Raw genomic sequence first — 16,171 nt, 5'->3', positions numbered from 1 at the left:
ATGAAAAGAATGTTAGCATGTGCAGGAATCGGTTGTCTGCTATTGGCAACGTCCTGTAAGGAAAAACCGGCAGGTGCAGGAGAGAGCACCTACAAGACCATGACTGTGGCGGTGGAAAGCCGTACGCTGACGCGCGATTATACCGCCGTCATCAACGGACGGCAAAGCGTGGAGATACGTCCGCAGGTAAGCGGCACCATCACAGATGTATGCATCGAAGAAGGAGCAAAAGTCAGCAAAGGACAAACTCTCTTCGTTATCGACCAAGTGCCTTATCAGGCGGCGTTGCAAACGGCTCTAGCCAATGTAAAGAGTACGGAAGCATCTGTTGCCACCGCTAAGATGACGGAAAACAGCAAGGAAAATCTGTTTGAGGAACACGTCGTGTCGGCTTTCGACCTGCAAACGGCACGCAACTCGTTGCTGGAAGCCGAAGCCGCATTGGAGCAGGCGCAGGCTGCCGAAACCAGCGCACGGAATGATTTGTCGTATACAGAAGTGAAAAGTCCGGTAGACGGGGTGGCAAGCATGATACCCTATCGTGTAGGCGCACTGGTAGACGCTTCCATCACCACACCGCTCACCACGGTGTCGGATGATGAAGAAATGTATGTTTATTTCTCGATGACCGAAAATCAGATACTGACACTGGTGCGCGAGAGCGGGACCTTGGAAGAGGCAATGAAGCAGATGCCGGAAGTATCGCTTCGCCTGAGCGACGGGTTGATGTACACCCACAAAGGAAAGATAGACGCGATAAGCGGCACCATTGATACCGGAACCGGAGCGGTCAGCCTGCGTGCCACTTTCCCCAACCCCGAACGGATGTTGCGGAACGGGGGAAGCGGAACCATTGTCTTCCCTTACCGGATGGACAGCGTGCTTGTTGTGCCGCAGGAGGCAACCTATGAAATACAAGACAAAGTGTTTGTTTATCGCGTGGTAGACGGTAAAGCGACATCGGCTTCTGTTACCGTCTTCCCGGTCAACGACGGTAAAGAATACATCGTGACACAAGGACTGAAAGCCGGCGATGTTATTGTAGCGGAAGGGGCAGGGCTTCTGCAAGAAGGTACACCGATTGCTATCGGAAAGCAATAACTGATAACATTTGTCTAATGAATGATTTTAACGGAAAACGATTATGAAATTACAAACTTTTATAAACCGCCCCATCCTTGCCTGTGTGATATCGGTGCTTATTCTGTTGGTGGGGCTTATCGGCTTGGCCAACCTGCCGATGGAGCAATACCCCGATATCGCACCGCCTACCGTCATGGTATCGACCACTTACACCGGTGCCAATGCCGAAACCGTACAGAAATCGGTTGTCGTCCCGCTGGAAGAAGCCATCAACGGCGTAGAGGATATGATTTACATGACTTCCACCTCTACCAATACCGGTGCCGGCGACATCACCGTCTACTTCAAGCAAGGCACCGACCCCAATATGGCGACCATCAACACCAAGAACCGTGTGAGCGAAGCCGAAGGACTGCTGCCTGCCGAAGTGACCCAAATCGGTGTAACGGTAGAAAAGCGGCAGAACTCGATGCTGAAAATCATCGCCCTCTATTCGCCCGATGACTCGTACGACCAGACATTCATCAACAACTACTTCAAAATCAACATCGAGCCTCGGCTGTCGCGTATCAGCGGCGTGGGAAACGTCAATGTCATGGGAGATGACTACGCCATGCGCATCTGGCTCGACCCGCAAAAGATGGCGCAATACGGACTGGTGCCTGCCGATGTGACGGCTGTGCTTGACGAGCAGAACGTGGAAGCCGCTACGGGTACTTTGGGTGAGGATTCGGAAAACGCGTTCCAATATACCTTGAAATACCGCGGACGCTACGAGAAGCCCGAAGAGTTCGGCAATCTGGTCATTACATCCTTGGAAAGTGGTGAAGTGCTCCGCCTGAAAGACATCGCCACCGTGGAACTGGGGACGCAAAGCTACAGCCACAGCAGTGAAGTAGACGGACATCCGGGAGCCACCGCCATGATTTCGCAAACGGCAGGCTCGAACGCTAATGAAATCATCAGCGAGATAGACAAACTGATGGAAGAAGTGCAGCAGGAACTGCCCAAAGGGCTGGTGCTGGTCGACCTAATGAGTACGAAAGAGTTTCTCGACGCTTCCATTCACGAAGTGGTGAAGACGTTGATAGAAGCCATTATTCTTGTCGTCCTCGTAGTGTACGTTTTCCTGCAAAGCGTCCGTTCCACCATCATCCCGACCATATCCATTCTCGTGTCGCTGGTGGGAACATTTGCTTTTCTCTACGTGGCAGGATTCTCGCTGAACTTGCTGACCTTGTTTGCCCTTGTATTGGTCATCGGGACGGTGGTCGACGATGCAATTGTTGTTGTAGAAGCGGTGCAGGCACAGTTCGATGAAGGCATACGCTCGCCCTATCAGGCAACCAACCGGGCGATGGACGGCATCGCGACGGCAATCGTTACTATCTCATTAGTCTTTATGGCGGTGTTTATCCCCACTTCGTTCATGGGTGGCACCAGCGGTACGTTCTACATGCAGTTCGGGCTGACCATGGCGGTAGCGGTAGGCATCTCCGCCGTCAATGCACTGACGCTGTGTCCTGCCCTCTGCGCCCTGCTGATGACTCCTCATGCCGATAAGGCGAGCGGACAGAAGCTGAGTTTCTCGTCCCGGTTCCATCAGGCATTCGAAACCTCGTTCAACCGCCTCGTGCTGCGTTATAAGAGCGGTGTGAAATGGTTCTTCCGACGCAAGTGGCTGGTAGGCGCGGGAGTCATCGCTTCCATCACCCTGCTTGCGGTGCTGATGAAAAACACCAAAACCGGACTGGTGCCCGATGAAGACATGGGTACCGTTTTCGTCAACGTGACCACGCCTCCGGGCAGCAGTCTGTCGCAAACCATTAAGGCTATGGCGGAAGTGGAAGCCTGCCTCAAGGACATCCCACAGATAGAGCGTTACTCCAACGTGGCGGGCTACAGCATGTTGGGAGGACAGGCAGCCAGCGGCGGTATGCTCATCGTCAAGCTGAAAAATTGGGACGAACGGCAGGAGGACGAAGACTACATCACCGCCGTCATCGAGGAGATATACCGCCGTACCGCCAACGTACACAGTGCCAAACTTTTCGCCTTTGCCCAACCCACCATCATGGGATATAGCACAGGAAGCGGTGTGGAAGTTTATATCCAAGACCGTGCCGGAGGCGACATCACGACACTGAAAAGCCATGCCGACAAGTTTATCGCCGCACTAAACCAGCGTCCCGAAGTGCAAACGGCTTATTCCACTTTCGACACGAAGTTTCCCCAATACAAAGTGGAGGTGGATGCCGCACGGTGCAAGCGGATGGGCGTGTCGCCCACCGATGTATTGAGCGTGATGTCGGGGTATATCGGAGGCAGCTACTCGTCCAACTTCAACCGTTTCTCCAAGCTCTACCGCGTTTATGTGCAGGCAGACAAGAATTTCCGCCTGGACACCGATGCGCTCAACAACATGTTTGTCCGCACCGATGAGGGGGGAATGGCTCCTATCGGGCAGTTCGTTACCCTGACCAAGACGTATGGTCCCGAAACCCTGACACGCTTCAACCTGTACAGCAGCATCCAGGTAAACGCCATGATGAACGACGGCTACAGCTCGGGCGATGTCATCAAGGCGGTGGAAGAAGTGGCGCAACAGACCTTGCCCGTGGGCTATGGTTACGAATACGGAGGCATCACCCGCGAAGAGGCGGGAAGCGGTTCGAATACCATCATCGTGTTCGCCATCTGCATCGTATTCGTCTACCTCATCCTTTGCGCTCTTTACGAAAGCCTGTTCATTCCTTTGGCGGTTATGTTGAGTGTGCCGTTTGGGCTGTTGGGAAGCTTTGCCCTGAGTAACCTGTGTGGGCTGGAGAACAACATCTACATGCAGACCGGACTGATTATGCTCATCGGACTGCTGGCAAAAACAGCGATTCTGGTCACCGAATATGCAGCCACACGCCGCCGGCAAGGCATGAGTCTTGCCCAGGCAGCCGTATCCGCCGCAACTGTCCGCTTGCGCCCCATCATCATGACCGTTCTCTGTATGGTCATTGGTATGTTGCCCTTGGTGTTCGCTTCGGGTGCCGGAGCCAATGGAAACATTTCGTTGGGTACCGGAGTGGTAGGCGGTATGATTGTGGGCACCCTTGCCTTACTCTTTGCAGTACCTGCACTGTTCATCGTCTTCCAAGCCATGCAGGAACGGTTGATGCCTGCAAGAAAGCACGATGATGACTAACTTTTTGCTTTGCGATTTGTGGGCGCACCGCCATACACGCTATGGTATCGCGCCCGCAAAAAGCAAGGTATGATGTTCTGATATATTTTTATTTCGACACACCTTTTATATATATGAGAAAACTATTATTCACAGCCGCAACGGTATGTCTATTGGGAAGTTGCGGCATTTACAACCGATACGAACGCCCGGAACTCTCCGTAGCGGCAGACAGTCTTTACCGGACAGAAGTAAAGGCTGATACCGCTTCTTCGGTCGCAGACCTGTCGTGGAAAGAACTTTTCACCGACCCTTATCTGCAAGCCTTGATACAACAGGCATTGGAAATGAACACCGACCTGCGTATCGCTTACCTGAAAGTGAAAGAAATGCAGGCACAGCTTGTCTCTGCCAAACTTGCTTACCTCCCTTCCGTGCAGCTTGACCCTCAAGGCACACTGAGCAGCCTGGATGGTAGCAAAACCAGCAAGACATACGAGGTAGGGGCTTCGGCAAGCTGGGAAATAGATATTTTCGGCAAACTGACCAATGCCAAACGCAGCGCACGTGCCGCACTGGAGGAAAGCGATGCTTACCATCAAGCTGTACAAACCCAACTGATAGCCACTGTAGCGGACAGTTATTACACCCTCCTGATGCTGGACGAACAGGAGCGCATCACATCCGAAACGGTTGCAAGCTGGAAAGATTACGTCCATAGCCTCTATGTACTGATGCAGGCAGGTGAAGCCGACCGTGCCACCGTAAGCCAGGCAGAGGCGAGCCGTGCCTCGGCAGAAGCATCCCTGCTCAGCCTGCAACAACAAATAGCCGAAACAGAGAACAGCTTGTCTTCCGTCTTGGGCGAAGTGTCTCACCGTATCCAGCGCGGGAACCTGAGCAATCAGCGGTTTCCTCAACGCCTGTCTACAGGGGTACCTCTCGAACTGCTCTCCCGCCGTCCCGACATCCGGCAGGCTGAGGCAGCATTGAAACAGGCTTTTTATGTCACCAACCAGGCACGTGCCGCTTTTTATCCCAGCATTACGTTAAGCGGTTCGGCAGGCTGGACCAATAACGGAGGAGCCGTCGTTACAAATCCGGGGAGTTGGCTGCTGCAAGCCATCGGGTCTTTAGTACAGCCTATATTCAATCGTGGGCAGAACATTGCCAATCTGAAAACAGCGAAGGCACAACAGGAAGAAGCCTTGCTCACATTCCGTCAATCGCTGCTCGATGCCGGAAAAGAAGTGAATAACGCTCTTATCCAATGGCAAACCGCCCGTGAACGTATCCGGCTGGACGAGGAACAGGTGAAGCATCTGCAAACAACAGTTCACGACACTGAACTGCTGATGGAATACGGCACGACCAATTACCTGCAAGTGCTCACCGCCCGCCAGTCGCTCTTGTCTGCAAGGCTGGATTGTGCTTCAGACTGTTATCAGGAAATCCAGGGTGTCATTAACTTGTATCATGCCTTGGGTGGAGGCGCAGAGGCAGATTTATGACTTTCATGCTCTATATGTAGGGTCTGCTTGTGAAAGCCGGTCCTTCAAGCCATCCCCGCCACACCGGCAGGATGGCTTGTTATCTCATAATTTATTGGCACATTATCTCATAATTTATTGGCACATTATCTCATAATTTATTGGCACATTATCTCATAATTTATTGGCACATTATCTCATTATTTATTGACACATTGGCACATTAGCATGTCAGTTCATTGTCAATTAAGAAAACTTTATTATCTTTGTCGGCGGTATAATTTATAAAAATATTCGTACTATGGATCGCACGAACATTATCGGAGAAAAAATAAAGGATTTGCGCACCGCCAAGGAAATCAGCATCGATGAACTGGCAGAACGTACAGGGCTTACCGCCGGACAGATTGAACGCATAGAAAACAACATTGACATCCCCTCGCTTGCCCCGCTGCTGAAGATAGCGCGCGCACTGGGTGTACGGCTGGGGACTTTCCTTGACGACCAGTCGGAAGAAGACGGCCCCGTGGTGTGCCGCCGCGGAGAAGCGGACGACACCATCAGCTTTTCGAACAATGCCGTCGACGCACGCCAGCACATGCACTACCATTCGCTCTCGCGCAGTAAGGCGGACCGCCACATGGAACCGTTCATCATCGACATCGATGCGAACAACGATGCCTTTACCCTGTCGGCACACGAAGGGGAGGAGTTCATCATGGTGCTGAAAGGAACGCTCGAAATCAATTACGGGAAATATACTTACCTGCTGGAAGAGGGGGACACGATTTATTACGACTCCATCGTGCCGCATCACGTGCATGCCTTCGAAGGACAGGCGGCACAGATTCTGGCGGTGATTTATACACCGGTTTGACGGTGGATGTATGTTTCACCACAGATTACACAGATTTTATCAATTAATAATTAACAATTAATACTTGGCAACGGAAACATCCGCCGTTATTTATTATTAATTAAATCTGTGTCCTCTGTGGTGAATGAATCGATTATTTTTAATCTGTGTAATCTGTGGTGAAAACTTAAATATTATGATTCAACTTTCAGAACGGACATTGGGCGACTGGCTGGAACACTGGGCTGCCGTGTCGCCGGACAAAGAATACTTGGTTTATTCCGACCGCAACCTGCGCTTTACGTGGAGCCAGTTCAACCGCCGTGTGGACAACATGGCAAAGGGGCTGCTTGCCATCGGGGTGACCCATGGCACACATGTGGGCATCTGGGCGAAAAACGTGCCCGACTGGCTGACCTTCCTCTATGCCTGTGCCAAGATAGGTGCCGTAGCCGTTACGGTGAACACCAACTACAAGCAGGCGGAACTGGAATACCTGTGCGAGAACTCGGACATGCATACCCTCTGCATCGTAGACGGTGAGCGGGACAGCAATTTTGTGGAGATGACCTACAAGATGCTGCCCGAACTGAAGACTTTCGAGCGCGGGCACATGAAGAGCAAACGCTTCCCCTACATGCGCAACGTTATCTATATCGGGCAGGAGAAATACCGCGGGATGTATAACACGGCGGAAATCTTGCTCCTGGGGAACAACATCGAGGATGATGTGCTGGCGGAAGCCAAGAAGAAAGTGAATTGCCACGACACGGTGAACATGCAATATACGTCGGGCACCACGGGATTCCCCAAAGGCGTGATGCTGACGCATTACAACATTGCCAACAACGGTTTCCTGACGGGCGAGCACATGAAGTTTACCCAAGACGACAAGCTGTGCGTATGTGTGCCCCTGTTCCATTGTTTCGGCGTGGTGCTTGCCACGATGAATTGCCTCACCCACGGCTGTACGGAGGTGATGGTGGAACGTTTCGACCCGCTGGTGGTGCTGGCATCCGTCCATAAGGAACGCTGTACGGCGCTTTACGGTGTGCCTACGATGTTCATCGCCGAGCTGAACCACCCGATGTTTGACATGTTCGACCTTTCGTGCCTGCGTACGGGCATCATGGCAGGCTCGCTCTGCCCCGTGGAGCTGATGAAGCAGGTGGAGGAGAAGATGTATATGAAGGTGACCAGCGTGTACGGGCTGACCGAAACTTCGCCGGGCATGACGCATAGCCGCATAGACGACCCTGCCGAGGTGCGCTTCAACACCGTGGGGCGTGACTTCGAGTTTACCGAGGTGAAGGTTATCGACCCCGAGACGGGCGAGGAATGTCCCGTAGGCGTGCAGGGCGAGATGTGCAACCGGGGCTACAACAACATGAAGGGGTATTACAAGAACCCGCAGGCCACCGCCGAGGTGATAGACCGGAACGGTTTCCTGCACTCGGGCGACTTGGGCGTGAAGGACGAGCACGGAAATTACCGCATCACGGGGCGCATCAAGGACATGATAATCCGCGGGGGCGAGAACATTTATCCGCGCGAGATAGAGGAGTTCCTCTACCAGATGCCGGGCATCAAGGATGTGCAGGTGGCAGGTGTGCCGTCGAAGAAATACGGCGAGGCGGTAGGTGCCTTCATCATCCTGCACGAGGGCTGCACGATGAACGAGTTCGACGTGCGTGAGTTCTGCGAGGGCAAGATTGCCCGCTACAAGATACCGAAGTATATCTTCTTCGTCAAGGAGTTCCCCATGACGGGAAGCGGAAAGATACAGAAGTTCAAGCTGAAAGAACTGAGCCTCAAGCTTTGCGCGGAGCAGGGGATTGAGGTGGTTTAGTTTTTGACTAGGTACTAGGTACTAGGGAACTAGGTGACTAGGTACTAGGTACTAGGTGACTAGGTACTAGGTGACTAGGGACTAGGTACTAGGTGACTAGGGAACTAGGTACTAGGTGACCCAATGGTATCTGAAACCTAGTCACCTAGTCCCTAGTCACCTAGTCCCCTGGTAGTCCCCTACCTCATATTGCGGTATTGTTTGGGCGATACTCCGGTATAGCGCTTGAAGTATTTCCCGAAGAAAGAGATGTCGGGAAAGTTCAGCGAATAGGCAATCTCCTGTATGGTCAGTTCGGTGGAGCGTAGTTTGGCTTGTGCATCCTTGATGACGAATGCCGAGATGATGTCGGTGAGCGTCCTTCCTGTTGTTTTTTTGATGGTGGTGCTCAGGTGTTGGGGCGAAAGATGCATTTTGTCGGCATAGAACGAGATGTTCCGTTCGGTCTTGTAGTTTTCTACTACGACACGTATCAGTTCTTTCACGATTTCCTGGCTGCGTGTATAATGCTGGGTGTTTTTTGCCAGTGGTTCTTGCCTGTTGATATTTCCCAATTCAATAATCAGTCCGGTCAGAATCAGCGGAAGCTGTTCTTCCCTTATCAGCACATTGCCCAGCCTTTTTGCCTTTATCAGTACTTTGAAATAATCGCCGAACAGGTCTGCCATTTCAGGAGACAAGCTGATGACCGGTTCTTCCAGAATAGAGGGGGCATACTGTATTGTGTTGGAAAACAGGAAAGGGTGCTGTATCAGTGTGGAGGAGAATCCGACAAAGGCGAACCGGCAATCGGGTGTATCCTCTGTTATCTGTACGAACTGGTTGGGATAGATTACGGCTATCGTATTCTTTTTCAGTTCGTATTGGGTCAGGTGGATGGTGATTTTGCATTTTCCTCTTACACAAAGCAATATCAGGCACCCTGATATCTGCTCTGGAGTTTCGAAAAGTTTCTTAAGATTACCGATTACATCAATGCCTGCTATGAAGTGGGTTTCGGCGGGTATAGCGGTTAGTGAACTTACTCGTTTCATTATTTCCTTCTTAATATTAGCAAGCAAATATAGATTTTTTATGCTTCAGTTCCAAATGTGCTTCGTCTGCTTTTCCGAACTTTAAAAGAACTTTGCAGAAGTTAAGCCGGCACCAAGTGGTGCCGGGTTCTTATTTTCCGTCTTTCAATTTTTTTATCAGCCACGAAGAAGCTACAGAGGTGGCATATTGCAAGTTGGCGCCGAATCCGTGGTTTTCTCCCGGTATCAGGGTCATTTCGCTTTTCTTCATGGTCTGGTGGAACCTTTCTCCGTAAGTGTAAGGTACTATCCGGTCGTCCATTCCGTGTATCACAAGTACAGGGCCGTCGTACCGGCTTGCCGTTTCATATATCGGCAGTTCGAGGGCGGTCTGGATGTAGTTTCTTCCCAGTTTGTGTCCTGAAGGCATGGTGATGTATTCAGGGGCGTGCCAGGGGTCGTATACGACTCCCATTGTGTTGCCCCGCAGGGCATCATCGCGCAATACGGCGGCAGGTGCCATCAGTACTACGCTCCGGATGGCATATTTGCCCAGTCGTCCTGCGGTCATTGCCGAAACCACCCCTCCTTGCGAATGTCCCAGCAGGGAGATGCTGGCGGTTTGCGGCAGGTTGCGTGTAAAGGCTATGACGGCCAGTGCATCGTCTATTTCATTGGGGACGGTCATATTGATGAAATCACCTTCGCTTGCTCCATGTCCGTTGAAGTCGAAACGCACCACGCCGATTCCGGCTTCTGTCAGCTTGTCGCTGATGGTGTCGAACAAGGGTCCTTGCATATTGGCGGTAAATCCGTGGCAGAGTATGACCATCGGGCATTTTTCTCCTTGTTGGAGTGCGGGGAGCTGCAGGCGTGCCGCCAGCCGTCCCATCGGTCCTTTGATGTAGAAGGTAGAATCGGTTTGTGCCGATGCGGTGATGCAGCCCAGCATAAGGGCAAGTGTAAAGAATAGTTTTTTCAGTTTCATATTGTCTTTAGAATTTATGGATGAATGCATTTCACCTTCATCCTATTGGCATTTTGCGGATAAATTTAAACAGGCTCTTAGAAGCTGTTTTGAATTTATCGTGCGATGATTTGGGATGAGTTTTTGAGGCATTTTCGCTTCTGTGATGAGGAAGATAGCGGGCTATCTGACGAAGAACAGGAGCGAAAAGGACCAAAAAATCGCCCAAAGCACACACGAAAACAGATACATCAAGCCAAGAAAAACTTTTTGGAGAAATTCAAAACAGCTTCTTAGTATCTTTTTCTTTTGCCGCTTCCGAAGAAAGCACGTACGCGGCGTAATACTTTGATGCCTGTCATCAGTCCGTCGTAGGCGGCGATGCCCATGTTGACATGTTGCATCATCCCTTCAAATTTGTTTTTGCTTTGTGGCGGGGCAAAGAGTTGATGGGCAAGGTGGAGCATCTGTTCTTTTGACTGGAGGATTTCCTTTTTTTTATCTATCCGTTGCTGGCGGATCATTTCCAGGGTATAGTGGTTCGGTGGTAGATTGTTCATGGTTCTGTTTTCTTTGTGTCATCCAAAAATAGCCGTGCCAGGAAATTGACCATCGGCTGGAAGATAAGTGGTACGCGGAAGCGATAGATGAGCAGGGCTATCGCAATCAGCAGGATGCCTACAATGGCGTAGCCCGCTATCAGGCTTCCCACGGCGGTGGCAAGTACATATACCAGCATGAACGAGAAATAGAAAAGAGCCATCACTCCTACGGTCACCAGGATGAAAATCAGAATCAGTGTAGAGAGCAGGATGGTGAGTTTTTCTATCGCTTCCAGCCGGAGGTATTGTCCTTGCAGTTCAAGGTATTTCCTGAATTCCTTGAAGAGGTCTTGCAGGTTGTCAATGCTTTTGTCGTTAGCAAACATAGTTTCTGGAGGTTTAAAAAAGAGGGTGTGCTAAAATTTTCCTTTTACCACACCCTCTTGAAGTTCATGCTCATGATTAGTCGGCATCTTTTACTTCCGATGCGATTTGGTCAACCAAATCATCCATTTCTTCACGGTTCAGACGGATACCTTTTTTACGCAAAAGCTCAGCTATTTTGTTACGTGTGTCGGCACCCTTTTCCGGAGCAAATAAAATACCTGCTGCTGCACCAATGGCAATCCCACCCAAGAATGCAGCTACTACATTCAATGCTTTCATATCAAAACGTTTTTTTAGTTATTACGCTTACAAATCTAAGAAAATTCTGATTATAATGCATCATTTTTGGACGAAATATTTGACAAATCCCATAATATCTTGCATTATTAACAGATTTTAATAGCAAGACTAGGGAGATATTGCTACTTTTGCAAAAAATAAAACGAGAAGAAACGGAAAAGTTAAATCTATAAATTCAAGACAAATGAAGAAAGTTGTTGTATTGGGAATGGGATTGTGTGTAGCTTTGGCATTCTCATCCTGTAAGTCAAGCGAAAGTGCTTATAAAAAGGCTTATGAAAAAGCGAAACAACAAGAATTGGCAGAAGCCGCAACCAGTGAGGCTCCGGCGGAGACAGTTGCTCCGGTAGCTCCTGTTACTCCTGCTCCTACAACTCCTGCCCCTGTGACTACGGCGCCGGTCCGTGAAGAAAAGGTAGAACTGGTTTCGGGTGACGGGCTGAAGGCATACAGTGTGGTATGCGGAAGTTTCGGTATCAAGGCAAACGCCGACGGTCTGAAAGGGCAGATGGATGGCGAAGGGTATAATGCCAAGGTGGTATATAATGCTGAAAAGAATATGTACCGCGTCATTGTGGCTTCTTATGATACACACGAAGAGGCTTCGGCTGCCCGCGACGCTTTTAAAGCCAAGTATCCCGACCGCAAGGATTTCCAGGGTGCGTGGCTGCTTTATGCCAAATAGTAAATAGACCGGAAATAATATCCGATAATTCAGATTTAGAGCGGTAGCCTTTTGGCTATCGCTTTTTTTTGTAACTTTGCCCGCAAATTAAAATAAGGTAGAATAATACATGAGAAAGATGAAATGGATGTTCGGAGTGCTGGCGATGGCATTTCCTCTTTTTATGAATGCGCAGGAGAAAGTCGTTCCTCTGAAATATGGTGATATGGACCAGTGGATTACGCGCAAGATTCACGAATCGGGTATTATTGGCGGCGATACGAAACTGCTTTATGAAGTAGGGCCTGTGAAAGAACTGGATGGGAATACCCCGTATGTGAACCAGGGAGGTTCGCCGTGGGGAAATTCCAATGTTATGGCAAAGGTGATGGGGATTGTCAAGACCAATACCAGTGTTTATCCCGAACAGAGGGGAGGGGGCTATTGTGCCCGTCTGGAAACGCATATCGAAAGTGTCAAGGTTTTGGGAGTGGTGAATATCACGGTGCTGGCTTCCGGTTCCTTGTTCCTGGGCGATATGAAAGAACCTATCACCGGAACGAAGGAAGGCGAGAAAGCCTTGAATATGGGCGTACGTTTTAATTCCCGTCCTAAGGCTATCCGTTACGATTACAAGGTAAAAATGTCGGGTGAGCCGAATCGCATCCGTCAGACGGGATTCAGCCGGAAAAGCACTGTTCCGGGGCAAGACTGTGCCATTATGACCTGCTTGCTTCAGAAGCGCACCGAGGATGCCGAGGGCAATATCATAGCCAAGCGTATCGGTACGGCGGTTATCCGTTATCAGCAGACTGAAGGCTGGCGCAACAAGGCGACTTATGATATTCATTACGGAGATATATCGCATACTTCTTATTACGATGCCGAACTGATGAAACTGGGTGTGGGCAATTATCATGCACGCAATAGCAAGGGTGAGAGTGTCTTGATTCAGGAAAACGGATGGGCGGATGCCGATGAAACACCTACTCATCTCATTCTGCAGTTTACGTCCAGTCTGGGCGGTGCCTTTGTCGGTTCGCCGGGCAATACACTGTGGGTGGATAACGTTTGCCTGGTGTATTAGGATAAATGAATGTTTGCAAAATGCCAATTCATATTTTTTTATATGGTTGAAAACAATTTCAGTCCCGGAAGTGTTATAAGAAAGAAGGGAATAGAAATCCCCTTCGATAATATCTCTATCAAAAAAGACGGGAAAGCGTTCCTGTCGTGCATTTTACTTAATTAGTAATTCGGAAAAGCCGATACGCAGGGATGCGCATCGGCTTTTGCCGTTTCAGGCTTTGTGCCTGGTCTTATTTCTTTTTCTTGAACAGGTTGAGTGCCTTGTCGATGACCGATTCTTTTTCTTTTGTTTCTTCACCGTTTTCGTCATTTCCTTTTACCAGTCCTTTTAAGGCTTGTTCTGCAGCGTTTTTGGCAAGGCTCGCCATGTCGATGCCTACTTTGGGCGAGGTAAAGGTTCCGCCGATGGTCATGTCTACGGTTCCCAGCTTCGAGCCGATACCTCCTGAAGGCAAGGTTATCTTGCCGGTGTAGTCGATGGTCTGGTCCAGTCCGGTAGAGCCGGAAAGGTTCATGGTATAATCACCCAGTTTTAAGTCGAATGGCTGGGTGGTGACTCTTCCGTCGGCTATCTCGAAATCGAGGTTCAGGTCTTTCACTTGGATATCTTTCATCGAGGGTTTCTTTACGATGTCGGCTACCTGGTTGATAAATTTCACATCGCTCAGGCTCAGGTCTTTGGTCGACAGGCTTCCGCTGCCTTGTACTTGTTGCATGACCGGACTCATTTTCTCATCAAGTGGCGTGTTTATTTTCAAGTTGCCCGAGAAGTTGCCTTTCAGTCCGGAAAAGATAGGTGCCAGTTGTTGTACCAGTCCCAGTTCTTCGTATGCTTGGGCGAATCCGATGCCTTTCATGTCGAATCCGGCGTTCAGGTGCGGTTGTACTCCTTTGGGGGCTGAGTAGGCACCGTTTGCCGTAATGCTTCCTCCCATGGTGTTGAAAGAAAGGTTACGCATGTCGACGGTACCGTTTTTTACGGTCAGTACACCGCTTACCGTTTCCAGTTTCATCTTGTCGAACAAAACTTCTTTCAGGTTTGCTTGCATGGTGAAGTCGATGTTTTCCGGAATACGGATAACACCGGCTTCCGAAGAGGAAACGGTTGTGCTATCATGGGTTTCCGGGGCCTGTACGGTTGTTGTATCGCTGCTGATGAAGTCGTTTACATGAATGTGGTTGCTGCTGATGTTGAGGTTTCCTTTCAATGTGGAGCCTTTCAATGCATATCCCAGGTAGTTTTCGAAGCGGCTGTCTACGGTCAGGTCGTTCTGTCCGATGTTGATGGTTGTTTCGCTCAGTTGCAGGTAGCGGGGCGAGAAGCTGAAGGTAGAACGTTGGATGTCAATGGCCGGCATATCCTGTAGGTTCAGCTTCATGTTGTTCAGCCGGATGCTGCCTGCCGCTTTCATCTGGCCGTATTGTTCTTTTTCGATGTACGAAAGTTTTCCGGCAAGGTTCATGTCGGCTTGAATGGTGCCGTTCAGGGTCATATCTTCCAGTGGATAGACTTCCTTTATCTTGCCCAGGTCGAGTGTCCCTTGGGCTGAGGCTTGCAGGTCTGGGTCGCTTACCGGTGTTTTTACCGAGGCTTTCAGGCTGAACGGATTACCAGCCAATACGAAATCGAAGGGGCTGACTGTTATTTCCGTTGCATCGATGTTTCCCCCTGCATTCTTCACATTGGCGGCGATGTTTATGTTTTCCACACCGGCAGGCAGGGAAGGATAGCGGAACATTCCGTCTTTTACGTCCAGCGCGACTTCAAACTGCGGTACTTGGTCTTGTCCCAGGATACCTTTGGCAAATGCCGTAAGACTTGCTTTGCCGTCCGTTTTCAGGTCTTGGAAGTCTTTGGCATAGATGGCAGGGATAAGCGAAAGCAGTTCCTTGAATCCCACTTCGTTTGTATTCAGTTTCATGTCCATGCCGATACCGTTCTTTTGCATGGCTGCCCATCCGTCAATGTTTACTTGAATGGCGTTCAGGCTGATGGTATTGTCTTTCAGCGTATACTTGTTGTTGGCAAAATCGGCATCTACATTCATATCGGCTTCCAGCCGTGCTTTGTTCAGGAAGGGGATGCCTCCGGTGCGGTAGGTGAGCGAAGGAGTTTCCATACTCAGGTCTACCGTGGTACGTTCACTACCGAAATCGCCCGAACATGTGGCATTCAGGTGGTTGATGGCTGCATACATGCCTCCCTGCCGGTCATCGTAGCTTACGGAAAGGTCTTTTATCGAAAGTTTTTGCAGCTTGATGCGTATCGGTGCGCTTTCGGTTGGGGTTTCTTCCGTATCGGTTGTGTCGGCAGATGGCTTCATTACGTCCCAGTTGGGGTGTCCGTTCTCCAGGACGATGGCTTTCACTTTGGTATCTTCGATGATGATTTTGGATATATCGTATCCGCTGTTGCCGAAGAGTGAAAACAGGTTGACGGCTGCGGTCAGCTCGCCCGCCTGAATCAGCGTATCGTTTTGAAATTCGCCTGCTCCTTTCAGCCAGAAGTCTTCCAGGGTGATTGAAGCCGACGGGAAATTGCGTATCAGACTGATGTCCAATGCACTGAAGTCGAATTGTGCATTCAGCATTTTGTTGCCTTCCTGCTTGACAAGTTTTTCTATTTTTCCTTGAAAAGCAAATGGAAGAACCAAAATCAGAATCAGGAGCACGCCTAGTGTGATGCCTGCGATTTTCAATACTTTTTTCATAATAGCCTCCTTATTATATATTAAAATAGAGCTTGGTTGAAAAAT

The 16,171-nt window shown here is 49.9% G+C and carries 14 protein-coding genes; 8 read left to right on the top strand and 6 right to left on the bottom strand.

Annotated elements, in window-relative coordinates; translation table 11 throughout:
- The 5 genes from B5F25_RS11055 to B5F25_RS11035 all read left to right on the top strand — a co-directional run bounded on the left by B5F25_RS11055 (position 1) and on the right by B5F25_RS11035 (position 8,453).
- Entirely contained in the window at positions 1 to 1,101 is a 1,101-nt protein-coding gene (locus tag B5F25_RS11055) for an efflux RND transporter periplasmic adaptor subunit (RefSeq protein WP_164496644.1), read from the top strand.
- Between the two features lie 43 nt (positions 1,102 to 1,144).
- Positions 1,145 to 4,279 (top strand): efflux RND transporter permease subunit, encoded by a 3,135-nt coding sequence (locus B5F25_RS11050; RefSeq protein WP_087249580.1) that lies wholly within the window; start codon positions 1,145 to 1,147, stop codon positions 4,277 to 4,279.
- A 113-nt stretch (positions 4,280 to 4,392) separates the two neighbouring features.
- Positions 4,393 to 5,769, top strand: coding sequence for a TolC family protein (locus B5F25_RS11045; RefSeq protein WP_087249609.1), 1,377 nt, complete (start codon positions 4,393 to 4,395; stop codon positions 5,767 to 5,769).
- Between the two features lie 280 nt (positions 5,770 to 6,049).
- On the top strand, positions 6,050 to 6,625 hold the full coding sequence (locus B5F25_RS11040) for an XRE family transcriptional regulator (RefSeq protein ID WP_013617556.1): 576 nt from the start codon (positions 6,050 to 6,052) through the stop codon (positions 6,623 to 6,625).
- Positions 6,626 to 6,800: 175 nt separating this feature from the next.
- Positions 6,801 to 8,453 (top strand): AMP-binding protein, encoded by a 1,653-nt coding sequence (locus tag B5F25_RS11035; RefSeq protein WP_022040132.1) that lies wholly within the window; start codon positions 6,801 to 6,803, stop codon positions 8,451 to 8,453.
- A 179-nt stretch (positions 8,454 to 8,632) separates the two neighbouring features.
- Here B5F25_RS11035 and B5F25_RS11030 read toward each other — a convergent pair whose 3' ends face one another.
- On the bottom strand, positions 8,633 to 9,487 hold the full coding sequence (locus tag B5F25_RS11030; RefSeq protein ID WP_087249607.1) for an AraC family transcriptional regulator: 855 nt from the start codon (positions 9,485 to 9,487) through the stop codon (positions 8,633 to 8,635).
- A gap of 130 nt (positions 9,488 to 9,617) precedes the next feature.
- Positions 9,618 to 10,454, bottom strand: a complete 837-nt coding sequence (locus tag B5F25_RS11025) for an alpha/beta fold hydrolase (RefSeq protein WP_087249605.1) — start codon at positions 10,452 to 10,454, stop codon at positions 9,618 to 9,620.
- 105 nt (positions 10,455 to 10,559) lie between these two features.
- On the opposite strand from B5F25_RS11025, the gene B5F25_RS11020 reads away from it, so the two are divergent.
- A complete protein-coding gene (locus tag B5F25_RS11020) occupies positions 10,560 to 10,730 on the top strand; it encodes a hypothetical protein (RefSeq protein ID WP_158100135.1) in 171 nt (56 codons plus the stop codon).
- On the opposite strand, the gene B5F25_RS11015 is transcribed toward B5F25_RS11020, so the two are convergent.
- From B5F25_RS11015 to B5F25_RS11005, 3 genes are all read right to left on the bottom strand, one after another.
- Entirely contained in the window at positions 10,727 to 10,993 is a 267-nt protein-coding gene (locus B5F25_RS11015) for a hypothetical protein (RefSeq protein WP_022038742.1), read from the bottom strand. The genes B5F25_RS11020 and B5F25_RS11015 overlap by 4 nt on opposite strands.
- Positions 10,990 to 11,361: a phage holin family protein gene (locus B5F25_RS11010; RefSeq protein WP_022038741.1), complete on the bottom strand. Its 372-nt coding sequence runs from the start codon at positions 11,359 to 11,361 to the stop codon at positions 10,990 to 10,992. Before B5F25_RS11010 ends, B5F25_RS11015 begins: the two co-directional genes overlap by 4 nt.
- A 76-nt stretch (positions 11,362 to 11,437) precedes the next feature.
- A complete protein-coding gene (locus tag B5F25_RS11005) occupies positions 11,438 to 11,641 on the bottom strand; it encodes a YtxH domain-containing protein (RefSeq protein ID WP_087212133.1) in 204 nt (67 codons plus the stop codon).
- Between the two features lie 205 nt (positions 11,642 to 11,846).
- Here B5F25_RS11005 and B5F25_RS11000 point away from each other — a divergent pair, with 205 nt between their 5' ends.
- Positions 11,847 to 12,347 (top strand): SPOR domain-containing protein, encoded by a 501-nt coding sequence (locus tag B5F25_RS11000; protein WP_022038739.1) that lies wholly within the window; start codon positions 11,847 to 11,849, stop codon positions 12,345 to 12,347.
- A 118-nt stretch (positions 12,348 to 12,465) separates the two neighbouring features.
- Positions 12,466 to 13,413 carry a PCMD domain-containing protein gene (locus B5F25_RS10995; protein WP_087212130.1) on the top strand — a complete coding sequence of 316 codons (948 nt, stop codon included), beginning with the start codon at positions 12,466 to 12,468 and terminating at the stop codon, positions 13,411 to 13,413.
- Positions 13,414 to 13,645: 232 nt separating this feature from the next.
- Here B5F25_RS10995 and B5F25_RS10990 read toward each other — a convergent pair whose 3' ends face one another.
- Positions 13,646 to 16,126 (bottom strand): AsmA-like C-terminal region-containing protein, encoded by a 2,481-nt coding sequence (locus tag B5F25_RS10990; protein WP_087249576.1) that lies wholly within the window; start codon positions 16,124 to 16,126, stop codon positions 13,646 to 13,648.
- Between the last annotated feature and the right edge of the window lie 45 nt (positions 16,127 to 16,171).

Origin of the sequence: Bacteroides sp. An19, from assembly GCF_002160215.1 — a bacterium.
Taxonomy (GTDB): Bacteria; Bacteroidota; Bacteroidia; order Bacteroidales; family Bacteroidaceae; genus Phocaeicola; species Phocaeicola intestinalis.
The sequence above is the reverse complement of the archived record's forward strand: the minus strand, read 5'-3'. Positions and strand labels throughout refer to the sequence as shown.

Coding starts and splice junctions, on each gene's coding strand:
- B5F25_RS11005 (WP_087212133.1), bottom strand. CDS start 11,641: ATGAAAGCATTGAATGTAGTAGCTGCATTCTTGGGTGGGATTGCCATT.
- B5F25_RS11055 (WP_164496644.1), top strand. CDS start 1: ATGAAAAGAATGTTAGCATGTGCAGGAATCGGTTGTCTGCTATTGGCA.
- B5F25_RS11050 (WP_087249580.1), top strand. CDS start 1,145: ATGAAATTACAAACTTTTATAAACCGCCCCATCCTTGCCTGTGTGATA.
- B5F25_RS11000 (WP_022038739.1), top strand. CDS start 11,847: ATGAAGAAAGTTGTTGTATTGGGAATGGGATTGTGTGTAGCTTTGGCA.
- B5F25_RS11035 (WP_022040132.1), top strand. CDS start 6,801: ATGATTCAACTTTCAGAACGGACATTGGGCGACTGGCTGGAACACTGG.
- B5F25_RS11040 (WP_013617556.1), top strand. CDS start 6,050: ATGGATCGCACGAACATTATCGGAGAAAAAATAAAGGATTTGCGCACC.
- B5F25_RS10990 (WP_087249576.1), bottom strand. CDS start 16,126: ATGAAAAAAGTATTGAAAATCGCAGGCATCACACTAGGCGTGCTCCTG.
- B5F25_RS11045 (WP_087249609.1), top strand. CDS start 4,393: ATGAGAAAACTATTATTCACAGCCGCAACGGTATGTCTATTGGGAAGT.
- B5F25_RS10995 (WP_087212130.1), top strand. CDS start 12,466: ATGAAATGGATGTTCGGAGTGCTGGCGATGGCATTTCCTCTTTTTATG.
- B5F25_RS11030 (WP_087249607.1), bottom strand. CDS start 9,487: ATGAAACGAGTAAGTTCACTAACCGCTATACCCGCCGAAACCCACTTC.
- B5F25_RS11020 (WP_158100135.1), top strand. CDS start 10,560: ATGATTTGGGATGAGTTTTTGAGGCATTTTCGCTTCTGTGATGAGGAA.
- B5F25_RS11025 (WP_087249605.1), bottom strand. CDS start 10,454: ATGAAACTGAAAAAACTATTCTTTACACTTGCCCTTATGCTGGGCTGC.
- B5F25_RS11010 (WP_022038741.1), bottom strand. CDS start 11,361: ATGTTTGCTAACGACAAAAGCATTGACAACCTGCAAGACCTCTTCAAG.
- B5F25_RS11015 (WP_022038742.1), bottom strand. CDS start 10,993: ATGAACAATCTACCACCGAACCACTATACCCTGGAAATGATCCGCCAG.